Below are 21,048 nucleotides of genomic sequence, written 5' to 3'. Positions count from 1 at the left end.
ATGTCGCTTTCGTGATAGGAAGTGAGTCTCGTTCGTTTTTTCTTTGTCAATTTGAATGGAAAATTACAATCTTACAATGCCTTAAGCAACATTCTTGCAATCTATTTTACTTTGTATTATAATTGATTAGTCAATTATTGATAAATCAATAAAAGGAAAGAAAAAATGATAGAGATTCAAGATTTACTTTATCAACTCCGCTTGTCTGAGCAAGCGAGCACGCAATTGTTTGAAAAAAAGCTTGGGATTAGTTTGACACGGTATCAGATTTTATTATTTTTGCTGAAGCATTCCCCTTGTAATCAAATAGCAGTTCAGGAGCGTTTGAAAATTGATCAAGCTGCTTTAACCCGGCATTTTAAGATTTTAGAAAAGGAAGGTTTGGTCGAGCGTCATCGCAATTCTGAAAATCAGCGGGAAGTGTTGGTAGAGGCTACGAAGTATGCCAAGGAGCAGTTAGTGGTGAATCCCCCTCTGACGCATATCAAGGTTAAGGAGGCGATGGAAAGTATCTTAACAGATTCTGAGAGAACAGAACTCAGCCGTTTATTAAATAAATTGGTTTTGGGTATTGAGAATATAGAGATTTAAGGAGAAAAATATGTCAATTATGACAATCATTCTAGCAACGATCGTTGCTTTGGAGCATTTTTACATTTTTTATTTGGAAAGTATTGCAACGCAATCAGATGCAACCAGTCGAGTCTTTAACATGGAAAAGGAAGAACTAGCTCGTCCGTCTGTAAGTTCACTGTTTAAAAATCAAGGGATTTATAACGCTCTGCTAGGAGTCTTTCTCTTGTATGGAATTTATTTCTCACAGAATTTAGAAATTGTGACTATTTTTGTTTTATTTGTGATTGGGGCTGCGGCTTATGGCTCTCTGACAGCAGATAAGAAAATTATTTTGAAGCAAGGTGGACCAGCTATTTTGGCCTTGATTAGTATTTTCCTCTTTAAATAAGCTCAAAGGTCTATCAAAGTCTCGCTAGTCCTTTTCACTCCAGAATAAGGGAAATATGTTATACTTGTTTTTAAGAAAAAGTCTCATTGAATTGGTTTTGAGGAGTTAGAAATGAAAGTATTAGTGACAGGTTTTGAGCCCTTTGGAGGGGAAAAGGTCAATCCAGCTTTGGAGGCTGTTAAAGGTTTACCAGCTGAAATCCATGGTGCTGAGGTTCGTTGGCTAGAAGTGCCGACAGTCTTTCACAAATCGGTTCATGTATTGGAAGAAGAGATGAACCGTTATCAACCTGACTTTGTCCTTTGTATCGGGCAAGCGGGTGGAAGAACTAGCTTGACGCCTGAACGAGTGGCCATTAATCAGGACGATGCACGCATACCAGATAATGAAGGCAATCAACCGATTGACCTTCCCATTCGCCCAGATGGTGCTTCGGCCTACTTTAGCAGTCTGCCGATTAAAGCGATGGTTCAAGCTATAAAAAAAGAGGGCTTGCCGGCCTCTGTTTCCAATACGGCAGGGACTTTTGTCTGCAATCATTTGATGTATCAGGCCCTCTATTTGGTAGAAAAGAAATTTCCACATGTTAAGGCAGGGTTTATGCATATTCCTTATATGATGGAACAGGTGGTGAATAGACCGACTACTCCAGCTATGAGTTTAGTGGATATTAGGCGAGGGATAGAAGCGGCAATCGGAGCCATTATCGAACATGGAGATGAGGACCTCAAGTTGGTAGGTGGAGAAACTCATTGATAGAAAAAAGCTTGAGGGGCCACCTTCAAGCTTTTGGACGTTTTCGAGCCAGTACTGCTCGGTAAAAAATTATTTTATTGATTTGAATGTAGGGTAGGAGTGAGAAACTAGCAATCCCAAAGGTAATCCAATTGAGGAAATACCAAGGAAGGAGTTGTAAGTCTAGGACAAAGCGCTGAAATTTGTAACCTTTCATTAAGAAACGGCTGGTCTTAAGGATTTGCCCTGGTTTGGCTTGTCCTAAATCTAGAGTATCACAGAGGAGAAATTCTACCTGTGAATAGGCATAGTATTGTGGAATATAGAGACTATTTCCGACAATCATCAAGAGGATACTTGCTAGAAAGTAGAGACCAAATGTCATGAGGAAACGCTCGGTTTCAATTGACGTAAGATCCAGATTGGGAAACTCAGGATGAAGGGCAACGAATTTCTTTGCAAGAAAGCTACTGTAAAAAAGGAAGTAAATTCCAAGCAAACTAGGAATGCTCCATAAGAAGAGATAGAAACGTTTGAGAAGGAGAGTCAAAAAGGTTTGTGAAAAGTGCTCTTCGTTAAAGAGAGTGAGACTATTTTTGACGGATAGTTCTGTATCTGAGTTCTTGATGAGTTTCAGCGTTGTATAGACGGAACTGGTTAGAAGTATTGTTCCAATAAAGGAGACTAATAGTGGAAAAAGGTAGGCTTGGAATACATGACTAAGTACGCTTAAAAAGGGTTGTTCTAAAATAGACTCGTTGATACGCTCTAAGGGATTGAGGAAGCCAGACAAAATGACCAGCATGCTAGGTAAGAGATAGACGAGAAAGAGTCGGGGATTTTCAGCCTGAAATTGTCTGGCCTGCAGACGAATGGTTTTTAAATCAATTTTTGGGTATTTCATTCTCTCATTATACCATAGTTCGTGACAGTTCCAGCTTTTTTTGATAAAATCATACAGTATGCCCTTGGGCACAAAGTATGAACTGGGACTGTCTTTCCCAGCTTCGGAGGTAAAAAATGTCAGATTCACCAATCAAATATCGTTTGATTAAGAAAGAAAAACACACAGGAGCTCGCCTGGGGGAAATCATCACTCCCCATGGCACCTTCCCAACACCTATGTTTATGCCAGTTGGGACACAAGCCACTGTCAAAACTCAGTCGCCTGAAGAATTGAAGGAGATGGGTTCGGGAATTATCCTGTCAAACACCTATCATCTCTGGCTTCGTCCTGGAGATGAACTCATCGCTCGCGCAGGTGGTCTCCACAAGTTCATGAATTGGGACCAGCCTATCTTGACAGATAGTGGTGGTTTCCAGGTTTATTCTCTAGCAGATAGCCGAAATATCACAGAAGAAGGGGTAACTTTTAAAAACCATCTCAATGGCTCTAAGATGTTCTTGTCACCAGAAAAAGCCATTTCTATTCAGAACAATCTAGGCTCAGATATTATGATGTCCTTTGACGAATGTCCTCAGTTTTATCAACCATACGACTACGTTAAGAAATCAATCGAGCGTACAAGCCGTTGGGCTGAGCGTGGTTTGAAGGCTCACCGTCGTCCACATGACCAAGGGTTATTTGGAATTGTGCAGGGGGCTGGATTTGAAGACCTGCGTCGCCAATCGGCTCATGACCTTGTCAGCATGGATTTCCCAGGCTACTCTATCGGTGGCTTAGCAGTGGGAGAAACCCACGAAGAGATGAATGCGGTCTTGGACTTTACAACCCAATTGTTGCCTGAAAACAAACCTCGCTATTTGATGGGTGTGGGAGCGCCAGATAGCTTGATTGATGGGGTGATTCGTGGGGTGGATATGTTTGACTGTGTCTTGCCGACTCGTATCGCTCGTAATGGGACTTGTATGACTAGTCAGGGGCGTTTGGTTGTCAAAAATGCCCAGTTTGCTGAGGACTTTACGCCGTTGGATCCTGAGTGTGATTGCTACACATGTAAGAACTATACACGCGCTTATCTTCGTCACCTGCTCAAGGCTGATGAAACCTTCGGTATCCGCTTGACTAGCTACCACAATCTTTACTTCTTGCTTAACCTGATGAAGCAAGTGCGACAAGCCATCATGGATGACAATCTCTTGGAATTCCGTGAGTATTTTGTTGAAAAATATGGCTATAATAAGTCAGGCCGTAATTTTTAAACTGGAATTGATATAAGCTAAAAATCCTAAGTTTTCTCTTGGGATTTTTCTTCTTTTTTTGATAGAATAAAGTGTATAATGAAAGGGAGAATAAACTCGTATGCGCATTAAATGGTTTTCCTTGATTAGGATTACAGGTTTACTACTGGTACTCTTGTATCATTTCTTTCAGACGATCTTTCCTGGAGGATTTTTCGGGGTAGATGTCTTTTTCACGTTTTCAGGCTTCCTGATTACGGCTCTACTCATCGAAGAATTTTCTAAAAATCATGAGATTGACTTGATAGGATTTTTTAGGAGACGCTTTTATCGGATTGTGCCACCTGTGGTTTTGATGGTCTTGGTAACCATGCCCTTTACTTTTCTAGTTCGCCAAGATTATGTGGCTGGAATTGGGGGCCAGATTGCGGGTGTTTTAGGCTTCATGACCAACTTCTATGAGCTCCTAACAGGTGGGAGTTATGAATCTCAGTTCATTCCACATTTGTTTGTTCATAATTGGAGCTTGGCTGTTGAGGTTCACTACTATATCCTCTGGGGATTGGCAGTTTGGTTCTTATCTAAACAGGCTAAATCAAATGGTCAGTTGAGGGGGATGGTCTTTCTCTTGTCTGCTGCTGCCTTCTTGATCAGCTTCTTCTCCATGTTTATTGGTAGTTTTCTAGTAACCTCTTATTCCTCTGTTTACTTCTCCAGTTTAACTCATGTTTATCCATTCTTTTTGGGAAGTGTGTTAGCAACTATCGTAGGCGTTCGTCAGACGACTTCCCTAGTTAAGCAATTGGATAAAATCTGGGATTTACGCAAGACCCTTTTAGTTTTTGGGGGAGGTTTTGGATTCTTACTCATTTTGACCTTCTTTGTCAAATTTACCTATCTCTTTACCTATCTTATGGGCTTCTTGCTTGCCAGCCTTGCAGCCCTTGCTATGATTCTGGCGGCGCGTGTCTTACATGAAAAGACTCCTCATATACAGGAGCCAAAGATTATCAGCTTTTTAGCGGATACTAGCTATGCGGTTTATCTTTTCCATTGGCCTTTCTATATCATTTTTTCACAGTTGACATCAAATCTTCTTGCTGTGTTATTAACTTTGATTTTTTCTTATGGATTCGCCAGTCTATCATTTTATGTGTTGGAACCTTGGATTGCAGGAAAGGACACACCTATTATACAAACCCTCCGTCCCCTGCCTCATATTCACATAATCCTTGCAGCAAGTACTGGAATTTTAGCCTTCATTGTCTTCTTAGTAACTCTGTTGGCACCACAAGTGGGAGCTTTTGAGACAGACTTAACTGTCAATGGCTTGAAGCAAGCTGCAACAAATATTAACCAGACCAAGGTAATGACAGAACGGGCAGAAGCTGATAGTTTAGGAATTGCTGATGGCACTATGTTAATTGGTGACTCGGTGGCTTTAAGGGCAAATACAGCCCTGCAGACAGCCCTTCCTGGAGCACAGATTAACGCGCAGGTCAGCAGAACAACCAAGACTGCCAATGAAATCATGCTCAACAATAGCCAGAATAAATTTTTACCTAAGATGGTGGTCATTGCGACTGGGGTAAATAATCCTGAAAATTACAAGGAAGATTGGGATAGTATCGTAAAAAATCTTCCTAAGGGCCACCATATGGTTTTGGTGACTCCTTATGAGGGGGATAAGACAAAAGAGACCTATGCAATCGTTGAGAAGGCGGCTGCCTATATGAGAGAATTGGCAGAGAAAACTCCTTACATTACGATAGCAGATTGGAATCAAGCTGCTAAGGAACATCCAGAAATTTGGACTGGGACAGACCAAGTCCATTTTGGAAGTGACAATAGTAAAATTGAAGCAGGAGCTAAATTGTATGCAGATACCATTGCTGCAGCCTTGCAAACAGCTCAAGACAAGCCGGTTAAATCAAAATAACTTGTATTAAAAAGAGAAGAGCTGGAGAAATCCAGCTCTTTTAAAATATATCTAGAAAACAGGTCTATACCATTTACAAATGAATCAGAAAGGTTTATAATGTAATTGACATAATAAATATCAAAAGTAATCTTTTAAGGAGGTCATTATTATGCCTAATTACGTTAAAGCGGATCAGTTTTTCTATCCATTTGGCATTCGTCGCGGTGGGTACTTAGAACTTGTTGATGGCAAATTTGGGAAACATGTGGATCAAATTCCTGAAGGAGCAGAGGTTCTTGACTATACTGGTTATAGCATTGCACCAGGTCTTGTGGATACTCATATTCATGGATATGCAGGTGTAGATGTGATGGACAACAACATTGAAGGTACATTGCATACTATGAGTGAAGGACTTCTTAGTACCGGTGTTACCAGTTTCTTGCCCACAACTTTAACAGCCACTTATGAGCAATTGCTTGCAGTCACTGAAAATCTTGGAAACCATTATAAAGAAGCAACAGGTGCTAAGATTCGTGGGATTTATTATGAAGGTCCATATTTCACAGAAACTTTTAAGGGGGCACAAAATCCAACTTATATGAGAGACCCGGGTGTTGAGGAGTTTCATTCTTGGCAGGATGCTGCAAAAGGGATGCTAAATAAAATCGCTATTGCACCAGAACGTGATGGAGTGGAAGATTTTGTACGTACTATTACAGGTGAAGGTGTGACAGTTGCACTTGGACACTCAGATGCGACATTTGAACAAGCTAAGAAGGCAGTTGATGCTGGAGCTAGTGTATGGGTACATGCCTATAATGGGATGCGTGGTTTAACACACCGCGAACTAGGTATGGTAGGAGCTATGTATGAGCTCCCACATACTTACGCAGAATTGATCTGTGATGGTTATCACGTAGATCCAAAAGCTTGTGAGATTTTACTTAAGCAAAAGGGGACAGAAAACATCGCTCTTATTACGGACTGTATGACAGCTGGTGGGCTTGAAGACGGTGACTATATGTTGGGAGAATTCCCTGTTGTAGTAGCAAATGGAACTGCACGTCTCAAATCTACTGGTAATTTGGCAGGTTCTATCCTCAAACTTAAAGATGGTATGAGAAATGTTGTCGAATGGGGAATTGCGAATCCGCATGAAGCGGTCATGATGGCCAGCCTTAACCCAGCTAAATCTGTTAATATTGACGATGTCTGTGGCCAAATCCGTGAAGGCTACGACGCTGACTTTATCGTACTAGATAAAGATTTGGAATTGGTAGCAACCTATCTAGATGGTGTGAAACGATATCAAGCATAAGAGAGAAGGCAGAAGTTAGAGCTTACTTTCTGTTCAGGTTTTATAAATGAGAAACTGCACCCCAAAAGTTAGATTTTTTCTGTCTAACTTTTGGGGTATTTTCTTTATGTGTAAAATAGAACTAACTTCTCTGGATAAATCATTTATCTAACTTTTTTTGGGGAGTACTGTTATGAAAATTTTTTAATTTCCTTAAACTCATTCTTTTTCTATAGGTAAATCTCCTTAAATGAGTAGTAAAAGTACAAATAAGAAAATTCTTTGTTGTCTTGAAGTGGCTTCCTTTTGTCTTTAGAAAATACCTTTAAATATGGTAAAATAGTAGGAGAATAATGTGAGGAAAATGAATGTCAAACAGTTTTGAAATTTTGATGAATCAACTGGGGATGTCTGCTGAAATGAGACAGGCTCCTGCTTTATCACAGGCTGATATTGAGCGAGTTGTGGTTCATAAAATTAGTAAGGTATGGGAGTTTCATTTCGTATTTTCTAATATTTTACCGATTGAAATCTTTTTAGAATTAAAGAAGGGTTTGAGTGAGGAATTTTCTAAGACAGGCAATAAAGCTGTTTTCGAAATCAAGGCTCTATCTCAAGAATTTTCAAACCAACTCTTGCAGGCCTACTATAAAGAGGCTTTTTCTGAAGGGCCATGTGCTAGTCAAGGTTTTAAGTCCCTTTATCAAAATCTGCAAGTTCGTGCTGAGGGAAATCAACTCTTTATTGAGGGTTCTGAGGCGATTGATAAGGAACATTTTAAGAAGAATCATCTTCCTAATTTAGCCAAACAACTTGAAAAGTTTGGTTTTCCAACTTTTACTTGTCAAGTAGAGAAAAATGATGTGCTGACCCAAGAGCAGGAAGAGGCCTTTCATGCTGAAAATGAGCAGATTGTTCAAGCGGCCAATGAGGAAACGCTCCGTGCGATGGAACAACTGGAACAGCTGGCACCTCCTCCAGCAGAAGAGAAACCAGCCTTTGATTTTCAAGCCAAAAAAGCTGCAGCTAAACCCAAGCTAGATAAGGCAGAGATTACTCCTATGATCGAAGTGACGACGGAAGAAAATCGTTTGGTATTTGAAGGGGTTGTTTTTGATGTGGAGCAAAAAGTGACCAGAACAGGGCGTGTTTTGATCAACTTTAAAATGACGGACTACACTTCAAGTTTTTCGATGCAAAAGTGGGTTAAGAATGAGGAAGAGGCTCAGAAATTTGATCTAATTAAGAAAAATTCTTGGCTCCGAGTCCGTGGGAATGTGGAGATGAATAACTTCACACGCGATTTGACTATGAACGTACAGGATGTGCAGGAAGTTGTTCACTATGAGCGGAAGGATTTGATGCCAGAAGGTGAGCGTCGGGTTGAGTTTCATGCTCATACTAATATGTCGACAATGGATGCTTTGCCAGAGGTAGAAGAAATCGTTGCGACAGCTGCTAAGTGGGGACACAAGGCGGTTGCCATCACGGATCATGGGAATGTCCAGTCCTTCCCACATGGCTATAAGGCGGCTAAGAAAGCGGGAATCCAGCTGATCTATGGTATGGAAGCCAATATCGTGGAGGACCGTGTCCCTATCGTCTACAACGAAGTGGAGATGGACTTGTCGGAAGCGACCTACGTGGTCTTTGACGTGGAAACGACGGGGCTTTCAGCTATCTATAATGATTTGATTCAGGTTGCGGCCTCTAAGATGTACAAGGGGAATGTTATTGCTGAATTTGATGAATTTATCAATCCTGGACATCCCTTGTCAGCTTTTACTACTGAGTTGACTGGAATTACAGATGACCATGTCAAAAATGCCAAACCACTGGAACAAGTTTTGCAAGAATTCCAAGAATTCTGCAAGGATACGGTCTTAGTTGCCCACAATGCGACCTTTGACGTTGGATTTATGAATGCCAACTATGAGCGTCATGGTCTGCTAAAGATTAGTCAGCCAGTTATTGATACGCTGGAGTTTGCTAGAAATCTCTATCCTGAGTATAAACGTCATGGTTTGGGGCCTTTGACCAAGCGTTTTGGTGTGGCCTTAGAACATCACCACATGGCCAATTACGATGCGGAAGCTACTGGTCGTCTGCTCTTTATTTTTATCAAAGAGGTAGCAGAAAAACATGGTGTGACCGATCTAGCTAGACTTAATATTGATTTGATTAGTCCAGATTCTTATAAAAAAGCTCGGATCAAGCATGCGACCATTTATGTCAAGAATCAAGTAGGGCTAAAAAATATCTTTAAGCTGGTTTCCTTGTCTAATACCAAGTACTTTGAAGGAGTGCCGCGGATTCCGAGAACGGTTCTAGATGCCCATAGGGAGGGATTGATTTTAGGATCAGCTTGCTCTGAAGGTGAAGTTTTTGACGCGGTTGTTTCCCAAGGTGTAGATGCGGCGGTTGAGGTGGCCAAGTATTATGACTTTATCGAGGTTATGCCACCTGCTATCTATGCGCCATTGATTGCTAAGGAGCAGGTCAAGGATATGGATGAACTCCAGACTATTATCAAGAGTTTAATAGAGGTTGGAGACCGCCTTGGCAAGCCAGTTTTGGCTACGGGAAATGTCCATTATATCGAACCGGAAGAAGAGATTTACCGTGAAATTATCGTCCGTAGTTTGGGTCAGGGAGCGATGATTAACCGTACCATTGGTCACGGCGAACATGCCCAACCAGCTCCTCTGCCAAAAGCTCATTTTAGAACTACCAATGAGATGTTGGATGAATTTGCCTTCTTGGGAGAAGATTTAGCTCGGAAACTGGTTATTGAAAATCCCAATGCTTTGGCAGAAATTTTTGAACCGGTTGAGGTGGTTAAGGGTGACTTGTACACGCCGTTTATCGATAAGGCTGAAGAAACGGTCGCTGAATTAACCTACAAGAAAGCTTTTGAGATTTATGGAAATCCGCTGCCAGATATTGTTGATTTGCGGATTGAAAAAGAATTGACTTCTATTCTGGGGAATGGATTTGCTGTGATTTATCTGGCCTCGCAGATGCTGGTGCAACGCTCTAATGAACGGGGCTACTTGGTTGGTTCTCGTGGATCTGTTGGTTCTAGTTTCGTTGCGACTATGATTGGGATTACGGAGGTTAATCCTCTCTCTCCTCACTATGTCTGTGGTCAGTGTCAGTACAGCGAGTTTATCACCGATGGTTCTTATGGTTCCGGTTTTGATATGCCCAATAAGGACTGTCCAAAATGTGGTCACAAACTCAGTAAAAATGGCCAGGATATTCCGTTCGAGACCTTCCTTGGTTTTGATGGAGACAAGGTTCCTGATATTGACTTGAACTTCTCGGGAGAAGACCAGCCTAGCGCCCACTTGGATGTGCGTGATATCTTTGGTGAAGAATATGCCTTCCGTGCAGGAACGGTTGGTACGGTGGCTGCTAAGACTGCCTATGGATTTGTAAAGGGCTATGAGAGAGATTACGGGAAGTTTTATCGTGATGCAGAGGTGGAGCGCCTCGCCCAAGGTGCGGCTGGTGTCAAGCGAACTACGGGACAACACCCGGGGGGAATCGTTGTTATTCCTAACTACATGGATGTTTACGATTTTACGCCTGTCCAGTATCCAGCGGATGATGTGACGGCTGAATGGCAAACGACTCACTTTAACTTCCACGATATCGATGAGAACGTCCTCAAACTTGATGTACTGGGACATGATGATCCGACCATGATTCGGAAATTGCAGGATTTGTCTGGGATTGATCCTAATGAAATCCCTATGGATGACGAAGGCGTGATGGCCCTCTTCTCTGGGACTGATGTGCTAGGGGTGACTCCTGAACAAATCGGAACACCGACGGGCATGCTGGGGATTCCAGAATTTGGAACCAACTTTGTACGTGGGATGGTAGATGAGACGCATCCGACGACTTTTGCGGAGTTGCTTCAGCTCTCAGGTCTGTCCCACGGTACCGATGTGTGGTTGGGAAATGCCCAAGATTTGATTAAGCAAGGGATTGCTGACCTATCAACCGTTATTGGTTGTCGGGACGATATCATGGTTTACCTCATGCATGCTGGTCTCGAACCTAAGATGGCCTTTACCATCATGGAACGGGTACGTAAGGGCTTATGGTTGAAGATTTCCGAAGAGGAGCGAAATGGCTATATCGAAGCCATGAAGGCCAACAAGGTGCCAGAGTGGTATATCGAGTCTTGTGGGAAAATCAAGTATATGTTCCCTAAAGCCCATGCGGCAGCCTACGTTATGATGGCCTTGCGTGTGGCCTACTTCAAGGTTCACCATCCCATTTATTATTACTGTGCTTACTTCTCCATCCGTGCTAAGGCTTTTGATATCAAGACCATGGGTGCGGGCTTAGATGCTATCAAGCGTAGAATGGAAGAAATTGCTGAAAAACGGAAGAACAATGAAGCATCTAATGTGGAAATTGACCTCTATACAACTCTTGAGATTGTCAATGAAATGTGGGAACGTGGTTTTAAGTTTGGCAAACTCGACCTCTACCGTAGTCAGGCGACAGAGTTCCTCATTGATGGGGATACCCTCATTCCGCCATTTGTAGCAATGGATGGTCTGGGAGAGAATGTTGCCAAGCAGTTGGTACGAGCGCGTGAAGAGGGAGAATTCCTCTCTAAAACAGAACTACGCAAACGTGGTGGGCTCTCATCAACCTTGGTTGAAAAGATGGATGAAATGGGGATTCTGGGCAATATGCCAGAGGATAACCAGTTGAGTTTGTTTGATGAGTTGTTTTAAGAATTAGAACGGAGAACATCTTTATGAAACTAAGAATTTTTGCGGAAGATAAGCCGGCTGAGAAGGTATTTGAATATCAATTAGAACTTGCTGATCAGACAATTCTTCTATCAACAGCACTCTTGTCAGGTGCTATTGCACTAGCAGGATTATTCTCTGCTTTGAAAGAAAAATAAAAATAGAAAAGAGAAAATTACATGGTTTTACCAAATTTTAAAGAAAATCTAGAAAAATATGCGAAATTATTGGTTGCAAACGGAATCAATGTGCAACCTGGTCATACCTTGGCTCTCTCTATCGATGTGGAGCAACGTGAGTTAGCTCACCTAATCGTCAAAGAAGCCTATGCCTTGGGTGCGCATGAGGTTATCGTTCAGTGGACAGATGATGTCATTAACCGTGAGAAATTCCTCCATGCGCCGATGGAGCGTTTGGACAATGTGCCAGAATACAAGATTGCTGAGATGAACTATCTTTTAGAGAACAAAGCTAGCCGTCTTGGGGTTCGTTCATCTGATCCAGGTGCCTTGAACGGAGTGGATGCTGACAAGCTTTCAGCTTCTGCTAAAGCTATGGGACTTGCCATGAAGCCAATGCGTATCGCAACTCAATCTAACAAGGTTAGCTGGACTGTAGCAGCCGCTGCTGGACTTGAGTGGGCTAAGAAAGTCTTTCCAAATGCTGCGAGCGACGAAGAAGCAGTCGATCTCCTTTGGGACCAAATTTTCAAAACTTGCCGCGTTTATGAAGAAGATCCTGTTAAGGCTTGGGAAGAGCATGCAGCTATCTTGAAGAGCAAGGCTGATATGCTTAATAAAGAGCAATTTTCAGCTCTTCACTACACAGCGCCAGGGACAGATTTGACACTTGGTTTGCCAAAGAACCACGTTTGGGAATCAGCTGGTGCTATCAATGCGCAGGGAGAAGGATTCTTGCCAAATATGCCGACAGAAGAGGTCTTCACAGCGCCAGACTTCCGTCGTGCAGATGGTTATGTCACTTCTACAAAACCGCTTAGCTATAATGGAAATATCATCGAAGGCATTAAAGTAACCTTTAAAGATGGCCAAATCGTAGATATTACTGCTGAGAAGGGTGATCAGGTTATGAAGGATCTTGTCTTTAAAAATGCGGGTGCGCGTGCCTTGGGTGAATGTGCCTTGGTACCAGATCCAAGCCCAATTTCTCAGTCAGGCATTACCTTCTTCAACACCCTTTTTGATGAGAATGCTTCAAACCACTTGGCTATCGGTGCAGCCTATGCGACTAGCGTCGTTGGTGGAGCAGAGATGAGCGAAGAAGAGCTTGAAGCTGCGGGACTTAACCGTTCAGATGTTCACGTGGACTTTATGATTGGTTCTAATCAGATGGATATCGATGGTATCCGTGAGGATGGAACACGAGTACCTCTCTTCCGCAACGGAGATTGGGCAAATTAAGGAGCCAAGATGATAGGAAGTATGTTTGTTGGTCTCCTAGTGGGACTCTTAGCAGGTACTTTGACCAATCGTGGAGAACGTATGGGATGCTTTGGGAAAATGTTTCTCGGTTGGATTGGTGCCTTTCTGGGGCACTTGCTCTTTGGAACGTGGGGGCCAGTTTTATCAGGAACAGCAATTATCCCAGCGATTTTAGGTGCCATGATTGTCTTAGCGATTTTCTGGAGACGAGGAAGTTAATTTCTTAAATCTGATACTCAATGAAAATCAAAGAGTAAACTAGGAAACTAGCCGCAGGCTGCTCAAAGCACTGCTTTGCGGTTGTAGATAGAACTGACGAAGTCAGCTCAAAACACTGTTTTGAGGTTGCAGATGGACGTTGACGCGGTTTGAAGAGATTTTTGAAGAGTATGAAACGAAAAGGAGGTTGGTCATTGTACCAGCCTCCTTTTGAGTATGATATAATAGTTCCATGAGATTAGATAAATTTTTAGTTGCCTGCGCTGTGGGAAGTCGGACTGAGGTCAAAAACTTGCTCAAGGCTGGGCGCGTGACGGTAAATGATAAAAAAGAAAAATCAGCTAAATTGCAGATTGATGAAGAAAGAGATGAGATTCGCTTTGATGGGCAAGTGTTGGAGTATGAAGAATTTGTCTACTACATGATGAACAAGCCCCAAGGAGTTATTTCAGCGACTGAAGATCCTAAGCACAGAACCGTTCTGGACTTGTTGGATGATATTGCTCGGAGCAAGGAAGTTTTCCCAGTAGGACGCTTGGATATTGACACGCATGGACTCCTGCTCTTGACCAATGATGGTCAGCTTGCCCATGCTCTTCTTTCGCCAAAGCGTCATGTGGATAAGATCTATCTGGCGCAAGTCAAGGGAATTATGACCCAAGAAGATGTGGATACATTCGCCAAGGGCATTCCTCTCAAAGACTTTACCTGTCAGCCTGCTAGACTGGATCTTGTGTCGGTAGATTCAGAAAAGAATCAGAGCCAAATCCGTGTGACTATTGCAGAAGGGAAGTTTCATCAGGTCAAGCGTATGGTGGCTTACTGTGGCAAGGAAGTAGTGGACCTACAGCGTTTGACCATGGGAACTCTGATTTTAGATGAGAACTTACAACGAGGAGAATGGCGTCGCTTGACCAAGGAAGAATTAGAAGTTCTCCTTGCAAGTATTGCTTAGTTTGGTTTATATTCGAAAAAGGTGAGGGAGAAAGTCCTTGCCTTTTATGTTTTTCAGTTGCTTCCTTTGTGAAAAGAGTTATAATAGACTGTAGAATAAAAGGAGGAATCTATGAACGCGATTCAAGAATCATTTACTGATAAACTATTTGCCAATTATGAAGCAAATGTAAAATACCAAGCGATTGAAAATGCTGCTAGCCACAACGGAATTTTTGCAGCCCTAGAACGTCGCCAAAGCCATGTAGACAACACCCCTGTTTTCTCATTGGATTTGACCAAGGACAAGGTTACTAACCAGAAAGCATCTGGTCGTTGCTGGATGTTTGCAGCTCTCAATACCTTCCGCCACAAACTCATTTCACAATATAAATTGGAAAATTTTGAGTTATCACAGGCCCACACATTCTTCTGGGACAAGTATGAGAAATCCAACTGGTTCTTGGAGCAAGTCATTGCGACTGCAGACCAAGATTTGACGAGCCGTAAGGTTAAATTCCTACTTCAAACTCCACAACAAGATGGCGGTCAATGGGATATGGTCGTTTCTCTCTTTGAGAAATACGGTGTCGTGCCTAAGTCAGTTTACCCTGAGTCTGTTTCATCTAGTAGCAGCCGTGAGCTAAATGCCATTCTCAACAAATTGCTTCGTCAAGATGCTCAAATCTTGCGTGACTTACTCGCTTCTGGCGCAGACCAAGCGACTGTTCAAGCTAAGAAAGAAGACCTCTTGCAAGAAATCTTTAACTTCCTTGCTATGTCATTGGGTCTTCCACCACGTAAATTTGACTTTGCTTATCGCGATAAAGATAACAACTACCAAAGTGAAAAGGGAATCACGCCACAAGAGTTTTACAAGAAATATGTCAATCTTCCTCTAGAAGATTATGTTTCTGTTATCAATGCTCCAACTGCTGACAAGCCTTACGGCCAATCTTACACAGTTGAGATGTTGGGAAATGTAGTTGGTAGCCGTGCGGTTCGTTACATCAACGTGCCGATGGAGCGCTTGAAAGAGTTGGCAATTGCTCAAATGCAAGCAGGTGAGACTGTTTGGTTTGGTTCAGATGTTGGTCAGCTCAGCAACCGCAAAGCTGGAATCCTTGCGACAGATGTTTATGACTTTGAATCAAGCATGGACATTAAACTCACTCAAGACAAGGCTGGACGTTTGGATTACAGCGAAAGTTTGATGACCCACGCCATGGTCTTGACAGGTGTTGATTTGGATGAAAATGGGAAGTCAACCAAGTGGAAGGTTGAAAACTCATGGGGAGACAAGGTTGGTACCGATGGGTACTTTGTTGCCTCAGACGCTTGGATGGACGAATACACTTACCAAATCGTTGTCCGTAAGGAATTGCTGACAGCAGAAGAACAAGCTGCCTATGAATCAGAACCAATTGTACTCGCACCATGGGATCCAATGGGTGCCTTGGCCGAATAAAAGTATAGAAAAAAGGAATCAGATTTTAGAACCTGATTCCTTTTAAGTTGCTTGATTACATGATGTGAAGAACATGTGCCACAATACCCACTGCGAAGAGTGCAAGGATAATAGTGATTGGAGATACTTTTTTCTTAAGCAAGTACATGCAAAGGAAAGTAAGGAGTAGTCCTGATAGTCCAGGGATCAACATATCCAAGTTTTGTTGGAAAGTAGTAACTTTTTCAGGTGTTTGAGACAATCCTTGTCCTACTTGTGCGAATGCTTCTTGGATACCTTTAGATCCTTCTGGCAATTTATCCCAATGGATATAAGCCTTTTCATCTAGTTGAACTTTGGCAACATCGAAAGCAAATTTAATATTTACCCAACGTTGAACAAGGACAGCAAGAATGAACATACCAAGGATAGAAGCTCCTTTAGTGATGTCTTGAAGGATACCGCCAGACATATCTTTAGTGATTTCTGATCCAGCCTTGTATCCAATCTCTTGTGTATACCACAAGAATGACATACGAATCAAGTTCCAAAGAACGAAGAAGAGGATTGGACCTAAGATATTACCAGTAAGGGCAAGTGAAGCACCGAGTGATCCAAGGATTGGGCGTACTGTAAACCAGAATACTGGGTCACCGATACCAGCAAGAGGTCCCATCATACCGATTTTAACCCCTTGGATAGCAGCGTCATCAATTTCAACACCGTTAGCACGTTCTTCTTCAAGTGCAAGAGTAACCCCCATGATTGGAGCGGCTACGTATGGGTGAGTGTTGAAGAACTCAAGATGGCGTTCAAGAGCAGCGATTTGATCTTCTTTTTTAGTGTAGAGTTTTTTAAGAGCTGGAATTAATGAGTAAGCCCAACCCAAGTTTTGCATACGTTCATAGTTCCAAGAACCTTGTAAGAAAGTTGAACGCCACCAAACTTTTTTACGATCTGATTTAGTTAATTGAAGTTTTTCAGTCATGATGTTTTCAGTCCTTTCTTATCTTAGTAGTCTTCTAGGATATCGCCGATTGGGTCGTTAGAAGTTGCGGTTCCTCCGCCACCATTTCCACCAGTTTTAGAAAGGTGAAGGTAGATAAGAGCGATAGCAACACCGATAGCACCAAATCCGATTAGAGTAATATCTGACACGGCAGCAAGCACGAAACCGATAGCGAAGAATGGCCATACTTCACGAGTTGCCATCATGTTGATAACCATAGCGTAACCAACGGCAACGACCATACCACCACCGATAGCCATACCATCTTTAAGCCAATCAGGCATAGCATTTAGAATGCTTTGTACGGTTTCAGTTGGTACCATTAGAAGGAGTGCTGCAGGGACTGCAATACGAAGACCTTGAAGAAGAAGTGCGACAAAGTGAGCACGTTCAACTGCTTTGAAGTCACCTTTTTTAGCAGAAGCATCAGCAGTGTGAACCAATCCGACAGAGAGTGTACGGACAATCATAGTCAAGAATAGACCAGCAACTGCAAGAGGGATAGCAACTGCTTGGGCAACACCGATACCTGTCTTAGTAAAGTCGCCACCAAGAACCATGATAATGGCAGCAGCAACAGAAGCAAGAGCAGCGTCAGGAGCTACGGCAGCTCCGATGTTAGCCCAACCAAGGGCGATCATTTGAAGAGAACCACCAAGGATGATCCCTGCTTCAAGGTTACCAGTAACAAGACCGATAAGGGTACAAGCTACGATTGGTTGATGGAATTGGAACTGGTCGAGGATACCTTCAAGACCTGCTAGGAAGGCTACAACGACTACTAAAACCATAGAAATAATAGACATCTTTAAAATCCTTTCATAAAATCGATTATTGCACGTTTGCTTTGTTGATCAAGTCAAACAAATCTTTTTTGGTGTCGTTTGGTACTTTACGTACATCAAATTCAACACCAAGGTCACGCATTTTTTCAAATGTAGCAACGTCTTCTTTATCCATAGACAAAACGTTGTTAACCATTGTTTTACCAGTTGAGTGAGCCATTGATCCAACATTAAGAGTTTTGATTGGCACGCCACCTTCGATAGCACGAAGGGCATCTTGAGGTGTTTCAAACAAGATAAGGGCATGTGTTCCTCCGAAGCGAGGGTCTTTTGCAACGTCGATTAGTTTTTGGATAGGAACAACGTTTGCTTTCACTTTACCTGGAGCTGCTTGTTTAATCAATTCTTTACGTAATTCGTCTTTAGCTACGTTATCTGAAGCAACGATGATACGGTCTGCTTTTGAATCTGGAGTCCAAGCAGTTGCAACTTGACCGTGAAGTAAACGAGTGTCTAGACGGGCAAGGTTGATTTTGAGTTTACCGTCTCCGATGACAGTTCCTTCTGGAATAGCAGCTTGGGCAACTGGAGCAGCTGCAGCGCTTGCTACTTCCTCAACTGGGTTTAGCTCTTCTGGAAGAGCTTTGATGCCATCTTTGGCTTCTTTAATGATATTAGCAGCGACTTTTTCTACACCTGCAGCAGCGTCCATGAGGCGCTCTGTGTAGGCTTGAATTAACATCGGTAAGTTAAGTCCTGTGATGATGGCAAACTTACGCTCAGGATTTTCTCCCATCACGCGGCTAGCTTGGTTAAATGGAGATCCACTCCAAAGGTCAGCCAAAACTAGAACCTCATCTTCTGCGTCAAATGCAGCAACAGCGTTATTAAACTTAGCGTATAGATCATCAGGACCTTCATTTGGCATAAAGGTTACAACTTGAACCTTTTCTTGTTCACCAAAGATCATAGATCCTGACTGATGAATACCCGCAGCAAATTCGCCGTGGCTCGCAATAATGATTCCGATACTCATTATTGTCATTCCTCCTTTTTTGTTTTAGTTTTCGTTTAAGAAAACTTTAAGACTAGATAAGTATAAACCGTTTTCATATAAAAAGCAACTATTTGATATAAAATATTCAAGAAAACATTTAAATAGTGTATTTAATAATATTGATATAATAAGACTTCAAGAAGACATAGTAATTTTTGATATTAAAATTTAATATAAAAAAGTTGGAAGCGTATTCCAACTTTTAAAATAGGTTTCTATTAGATTAGTGGGTGAAGTCGAGTACCATACGTCCTTGAATTTGACCTTTTTCCATTTCGTCGAAAATGGCTACGGCATCTTCGACTGGACGTTTTTGGACAACTGGGACTACCAAACCTTCTGCACCGAATTGGAAGGCTTCTTCCAAGTCTTTACGGGTTCCAACAAGAGAACCGATGACTTGGATTCCATCTAGAACGGTTTTGACGATACTGAGTTCCATCATTTCAGAAGGGAGACCAACAGCAACTACGCGTCCACCAGCACGAACTGAGTCAACAGCCTGATTGAAGGCAACTTTAGATACAGCAGTTACGACAGCTGAGTGGGCACCTCCATCAGTTTTTTCCTTGATGAGTCCTGGCACATCTTCGACTTCTAGGCCGTTAATAACAATGTCAGCACCTACTTCTTTTGCAAGGGCAAGTTTGTCATTGTTGATATCAACCGCAATGACATGAGCATTGAATACTTTTTTAGCATATTGAACAGCTAGGTTACCAAGTCCACCAGCACCGTAAAGAACAACCCATTGGCCTGGTTCAACTTTTGCTTCCTTAATAGCTTTATAGGTTGTTACACCAGCACATGTGATAGAAGAAGCTTGGGCTGGATCAAGTCCGTCAGGAACTTTGACAGCATAGTCTGCAGTTACGATACATTGTTCCGCCATACCACCATCTACTGAGTAACCAGCATTTTTTACTGTACGGCAAAGGGTTTCGCGACCAGTTGTACAGTATTCGCAAGTGCCACATCCTTCAAAGAACCAAGCAACGCTGACGCGGTCGCCGACTTTAAGACTTTTAACATCAGGAGCGATTTCTTTAACGATACCAACACCTTCGTGTCCTAGGACACGTCCTGGTACTTGACCAAAGTCACCATGGGCAACGTGGAGGTCAGTGTGGCAAACACCACAGTATTCAATCTCTACAAGTGCTTCCCCAGTTTCAAGTGGACGGAGTACTTTTTCTTCAACAGCAACACCAGTGCTTTCTGGATTTACAACAACAGCTTTCATAGCTATCCTCCTTGATATTGGCCGAGAACAGGGACAACAGGACTGGATTGATTATGTGTCAACAGAGTCGAGTGTGACGAGCTCTCTTGTATTTATATGTGAAGTATATCACAAAAGAAAGCCTTTTCCAAGGTTTTGGAGGTAAAAAATAGAACAATCGATTAACTGGTTGATGAGACTGTGAAAAGAACACAAAGACCAGCTCGCAAGCTGGTCAGTATGGACTATAAGAATAAGTCTTGCAGGGTTTTGGCAACCCCGTCTTGATCATTGGTCAGGGCGATTTGCTCATCCGCATAGGGGAGTAGCTCTGGGTTGGCATTTTTCATGGCATAGCCCTTCCCAGCAAAAGCGAGCATTTCGGTATCATTGTGTTCATCTCCAAAAGCAATCAAATCTTTTTTGTCGCGGTTCATTACCTTGAGCAAGTAGTCCAAAGCAAAGGCTTTGTTGACTCCTTTTGGAGTACACTCAAGGATATTGAGCGGACCTCCCCAGGTATTGATAGACAGTTGATGCTGGTAGAAGGCATTCATTTCTTTTGCCAAGGCATACTTGTCACTAGCTCTGGTCTGTAACAAGATACAGTTAGGATCCTTGGTTACCAACTCAGGCTGAAATTGATCTTCAGGCTGGAAAGCTTCCACACCAAATAGTTTGGGATTGGCAATTTCTTCATTAGGATTTGTAATGTAGAATTTTTTACGGTATTCTCCAGCGATAAAATCGGCTTGAATGTCCTCTGAACGTTGAACCATATCTAGCAGATATTTTTTGTCTACGGTTAAACACTTTTCAAAGTTCCAAACTTGGTCTGGTAAATGAGTGAGGGAGCCGTTGAAGTTAATCATAGGAGTGTCTAAGCCCAGTTCACGGTAAAAATCTTTTGACATACGGTAAGGGCGACCTGTCGTAATAATAACCTGATGGCCTTTTTCAGTAATTTTTTTGATGGTTTTTTTGGTAAAGTCAGAAATTTGACTGTCTGAGTTGAGTAGGGTTCCATCCAGGTCAACTGCAATAATTTTTTTCGTCATAGGGACCTTTCTAGTGTCTTTTCAGATAAGATGTCT

18 protein-coding genes are annotated in these 21,048 nt (G+C 42.3%); 12 read left to right on the top strand and 6 right to left on the bottom strand.

Annotated elements, in window-relative coordinates; all coding sequences use genetic code 11:
* Window positions 1-165 precede the first annotated feature (165 nt).
* The 3 genes from CBI42_RS01475 to pcp all read left to right on the top strand — a co-directional run bounded on the left by CBI42_RS01475 (window position 166) and on the right by pcp (window position 1,720).
* On the top strand, window positions 166-591 hold the full coding sequence (locus CBI42_RS01475; protein ID WP_179211344.1) for a MarR family winged helix-turn-helix transcriptional regulator: 426 nt from the start codon (window positions 166-168) through the stop codon (window positions 589-591).
* 10 nt (window positions 592-601) lie between these two features.
* On the top strand, window positions 602-964 hold the full coding sequence (locus CBI42_RS01470) for a DUF1304 domain-containing protein (RefSeq protein WP_061864477.1): 363 nt from the start codon (window positions 602-604) through the stop codon (window positions 962-964).
* A 111-nt stretch (window positions 965-1,075) separates the two neighbouring features.
* The gene (gene pcp, locus CBI42_RS01465) at window positions 1,076-1,720 is read left to right on the top strand and encodes a pyroglutamyl-peptidase I (RefSeq protein ID WP_094753061.1); all 645 of its coding nucleotides are present in this window, start codon (window positions 1,076-1,078) and stop codon (window positions 1,718-1,720) included.
* 25 nt (window positions 1,721-1,745) lie between these two features.
* On the opposite strand, the gene CBI42_RS01460 is transcribed toward pcp, so the two are convergent.
* Entirely contained in the window at window positions 1,746-2,603 is an 858-nt protein-coding gene (locus tag CBI42_RS01460) for a DUF975 family protein (RefSeq protein WP_094753060.1), read from the bottom strand.
* A gap of 116 nt (window positions 2,604-2,719) precedes the next feature.
* On the opposite strand from CBI42_RS01460, the gene tgt reads away from it, so the two are divergent.
* From tgt to pepC, 9 genes are all read left to right on the top strand, one after another.
* The gene (tgt, locus tag CBI42_RS01455) at window positions 2,720-3,862 is read left to right on the top strand and encodes a tRNA guanosine(34) transglycosylase Tgt (protein ID WP_001285237.1); all 1,143 of its coding nucleotides are present in this window, start codon (window positions 2,720-2,722) and stop codon (window positions 3,860-3,862) included.
* A 100-nt stretch (window positions 3,863-3,962) separates the two neighbouring features.
* Window positions 3,963-5,780 carry an acyltransferase family protein gene (locus CBI42_RS01450; protein WP_094753059.1) on the top strand — a complete coding sequence of 606 codons (1,818 nt, stop codon included), beginning with the start codon at window positions 3,963-3,965 and terminating at the stop codon, window positions 5,778-5,780.
* Window positions 5,781-5,931: 151 nt separating this feature from the next.
* Entirely contained in the window at window positions 5,932-7,083 is a 1,152-nt protein-coding gene (gene nagA / locus CBI42_RS01445; protein WP_001134550.1) for an N-acetylglucosamine-6-phosphate deacetylase, read from the top strand.
* A gap of 347 nt (window positions 7,084-7,430) precedes the next feature.
* On the top strand, window positions 7,431-11,822 hold the full coding sequence (locus CBI42_RS01440; protein WP_094753058.1) for a PolC-type DNA polymerase III: 4,392 nt from the start codon (window positions 7,431-7,433) through the stop codon (window positions 11,820-11,822).
* A 23-nt stretch (window positions 11,823-11,845) separates the two neighbouring features.
* On the top strand, window positions 11,846-11,998 hold the full coding sequence (locus CBI42_RS01435) for a hypothetical protein (protein WP_000776626.1): 153 nt from the start codon (window positions 11,846-11,848) through the stop codon (window positions 11,996-11,998).
* Window positions 11,999-12,019: 21 nt separating this feature from the next.
* Entirely contained in the window at window positions 12,020-13,261 is a 1,242-nt protein-coding gene (locus tag CBI42_RS01430; RefSeq protein ID WP_094753057.1) for an aminopeptidase, read from the top strand.
* Window positions 13,262-13,270: 9 nt separating this feature from the next.
* The gene (locus CBI42_RS01425) at window positions 13,271-13,501 is read left to right on the top strand and encodes a GlsB/YeaQ/YmgE family stress response membrane protein (protein ID WP_094753056.1); all 231 of its coding nucleotides are present in this window, start codon (window positions 13,271-13,273) and stop codon (window positions 13,499-13,501) included.
* A 232-nt stretch (window positions 13,502-13,733) separates the two neighbouring features.
* On the top strand, window positions 13,734-14,456 hold the full coding sequence (locus CBI42_RS01420; RefSeq protein ID WP_094753055.1) for a pseudouridine synthase: 723 nt from the start codon (window positions 13,734-13,736) through the stop codon (window positions 14,454-14,456).
* Between the two features lie 111 nt (window positions 14,457-14,567).
* The gene (gene pepC, locus CBI42_RS01410) at window positions 14,568-15,902 is read left to right on the top strand and encodes an aminopeptidase C (RefSeq protein WP_094753054.1); all 1,335 of its coding nucleotides are present in this window, start codon (window positions 14,568-14,570) and stop codon (window positions 15,900-15,902) included.
* A gap of 55 nt (window positions 15,903-15,957) precedes the next feature.
* On the opposite strand, the gene CBI42_RS01405 is transcribed toward pepC, so the two are convergent.
* From CBI42_RS01405 to CBI42_RS01385, 5 genes are all read right to left on the bottom strand, one after another.
* The gene (locus CBI42_RS01405) at window positions 15,958-16,869 is read right to left on the bottom strand and encodes a PTS system mannose/fructose/sorbose family transporter subunit IID (RefSeq protein WP_033676082.1); all 912 of its coding nucleotides are present in this window, start codon (window positions 16,867-16,869) and stop codon (window positions 15,958-15,960) included.
* A gap of 23 nt (window positions 16,870-16,892) precedes the next feature.
* Entirely contained in the window at window positions 16,893-17,696 is an 804-nt protein-coding gene (locus CBI42_RS01400) for a PTS mannose/fructose/sorbose transporter subunit IIC (RefSeq protein WP_094753053.1), read from the bottom strand.
* 25 nt (window positions 17,697-17,721) lie between these two features.
* Window positions 17,722-18,711, bottom strand: a complete 990-nt coding sequence (locus CBI42_RS01395) for a PTS sugar transporter subunit IIB (RefSeq protein WP_004258131.1) — start codon at window positions 18,709-18,711, stop codon at window positions 17,722-17,724.
* Window positions 18,712-18,955: 244 nt separating this feature from the next.
* Entirely contained in the window at window positions 18,956-19,975 is a 1,020-nt protein-coding gene (adhP, locus tag CBI42_RS01390; RefSeq protein WP_000649186.1) for an alcohol dehydrogenase AdhP, read from the bottom strand.
* Window positions 19,976-20,199: 224 nt separating this feature from the next.
* Window positions 20,200-21,012 carry a Cof-type HAD-IIB family hydrolase gene (locus tag CBI42_RS01385; protein ID WP_094753052.1) on the bottom strand — a complete coding sequence of 271 codons (813 nt, stop codon included), beginning with the start codon at window positions 21,010-21,012 and terminating at the stop codon, window positions 20,200-20,202.
* Window positions 21,013-21,048 lie beyond the last annotated feature (36 nt).

This window comes from Streptococcus sp. KR, assembly GCF_002238115.1.
Classification (GTDB): Bacteria; Bacillota; Bacilli; order Lactobacillales; family Streptococcaceae; genus Streptococcus.
The sequence above is the reverse complement of the archived record's forward strand: the minus strand, read 5'-3'. Positions and strand labels throughout refer to the sequence as shown.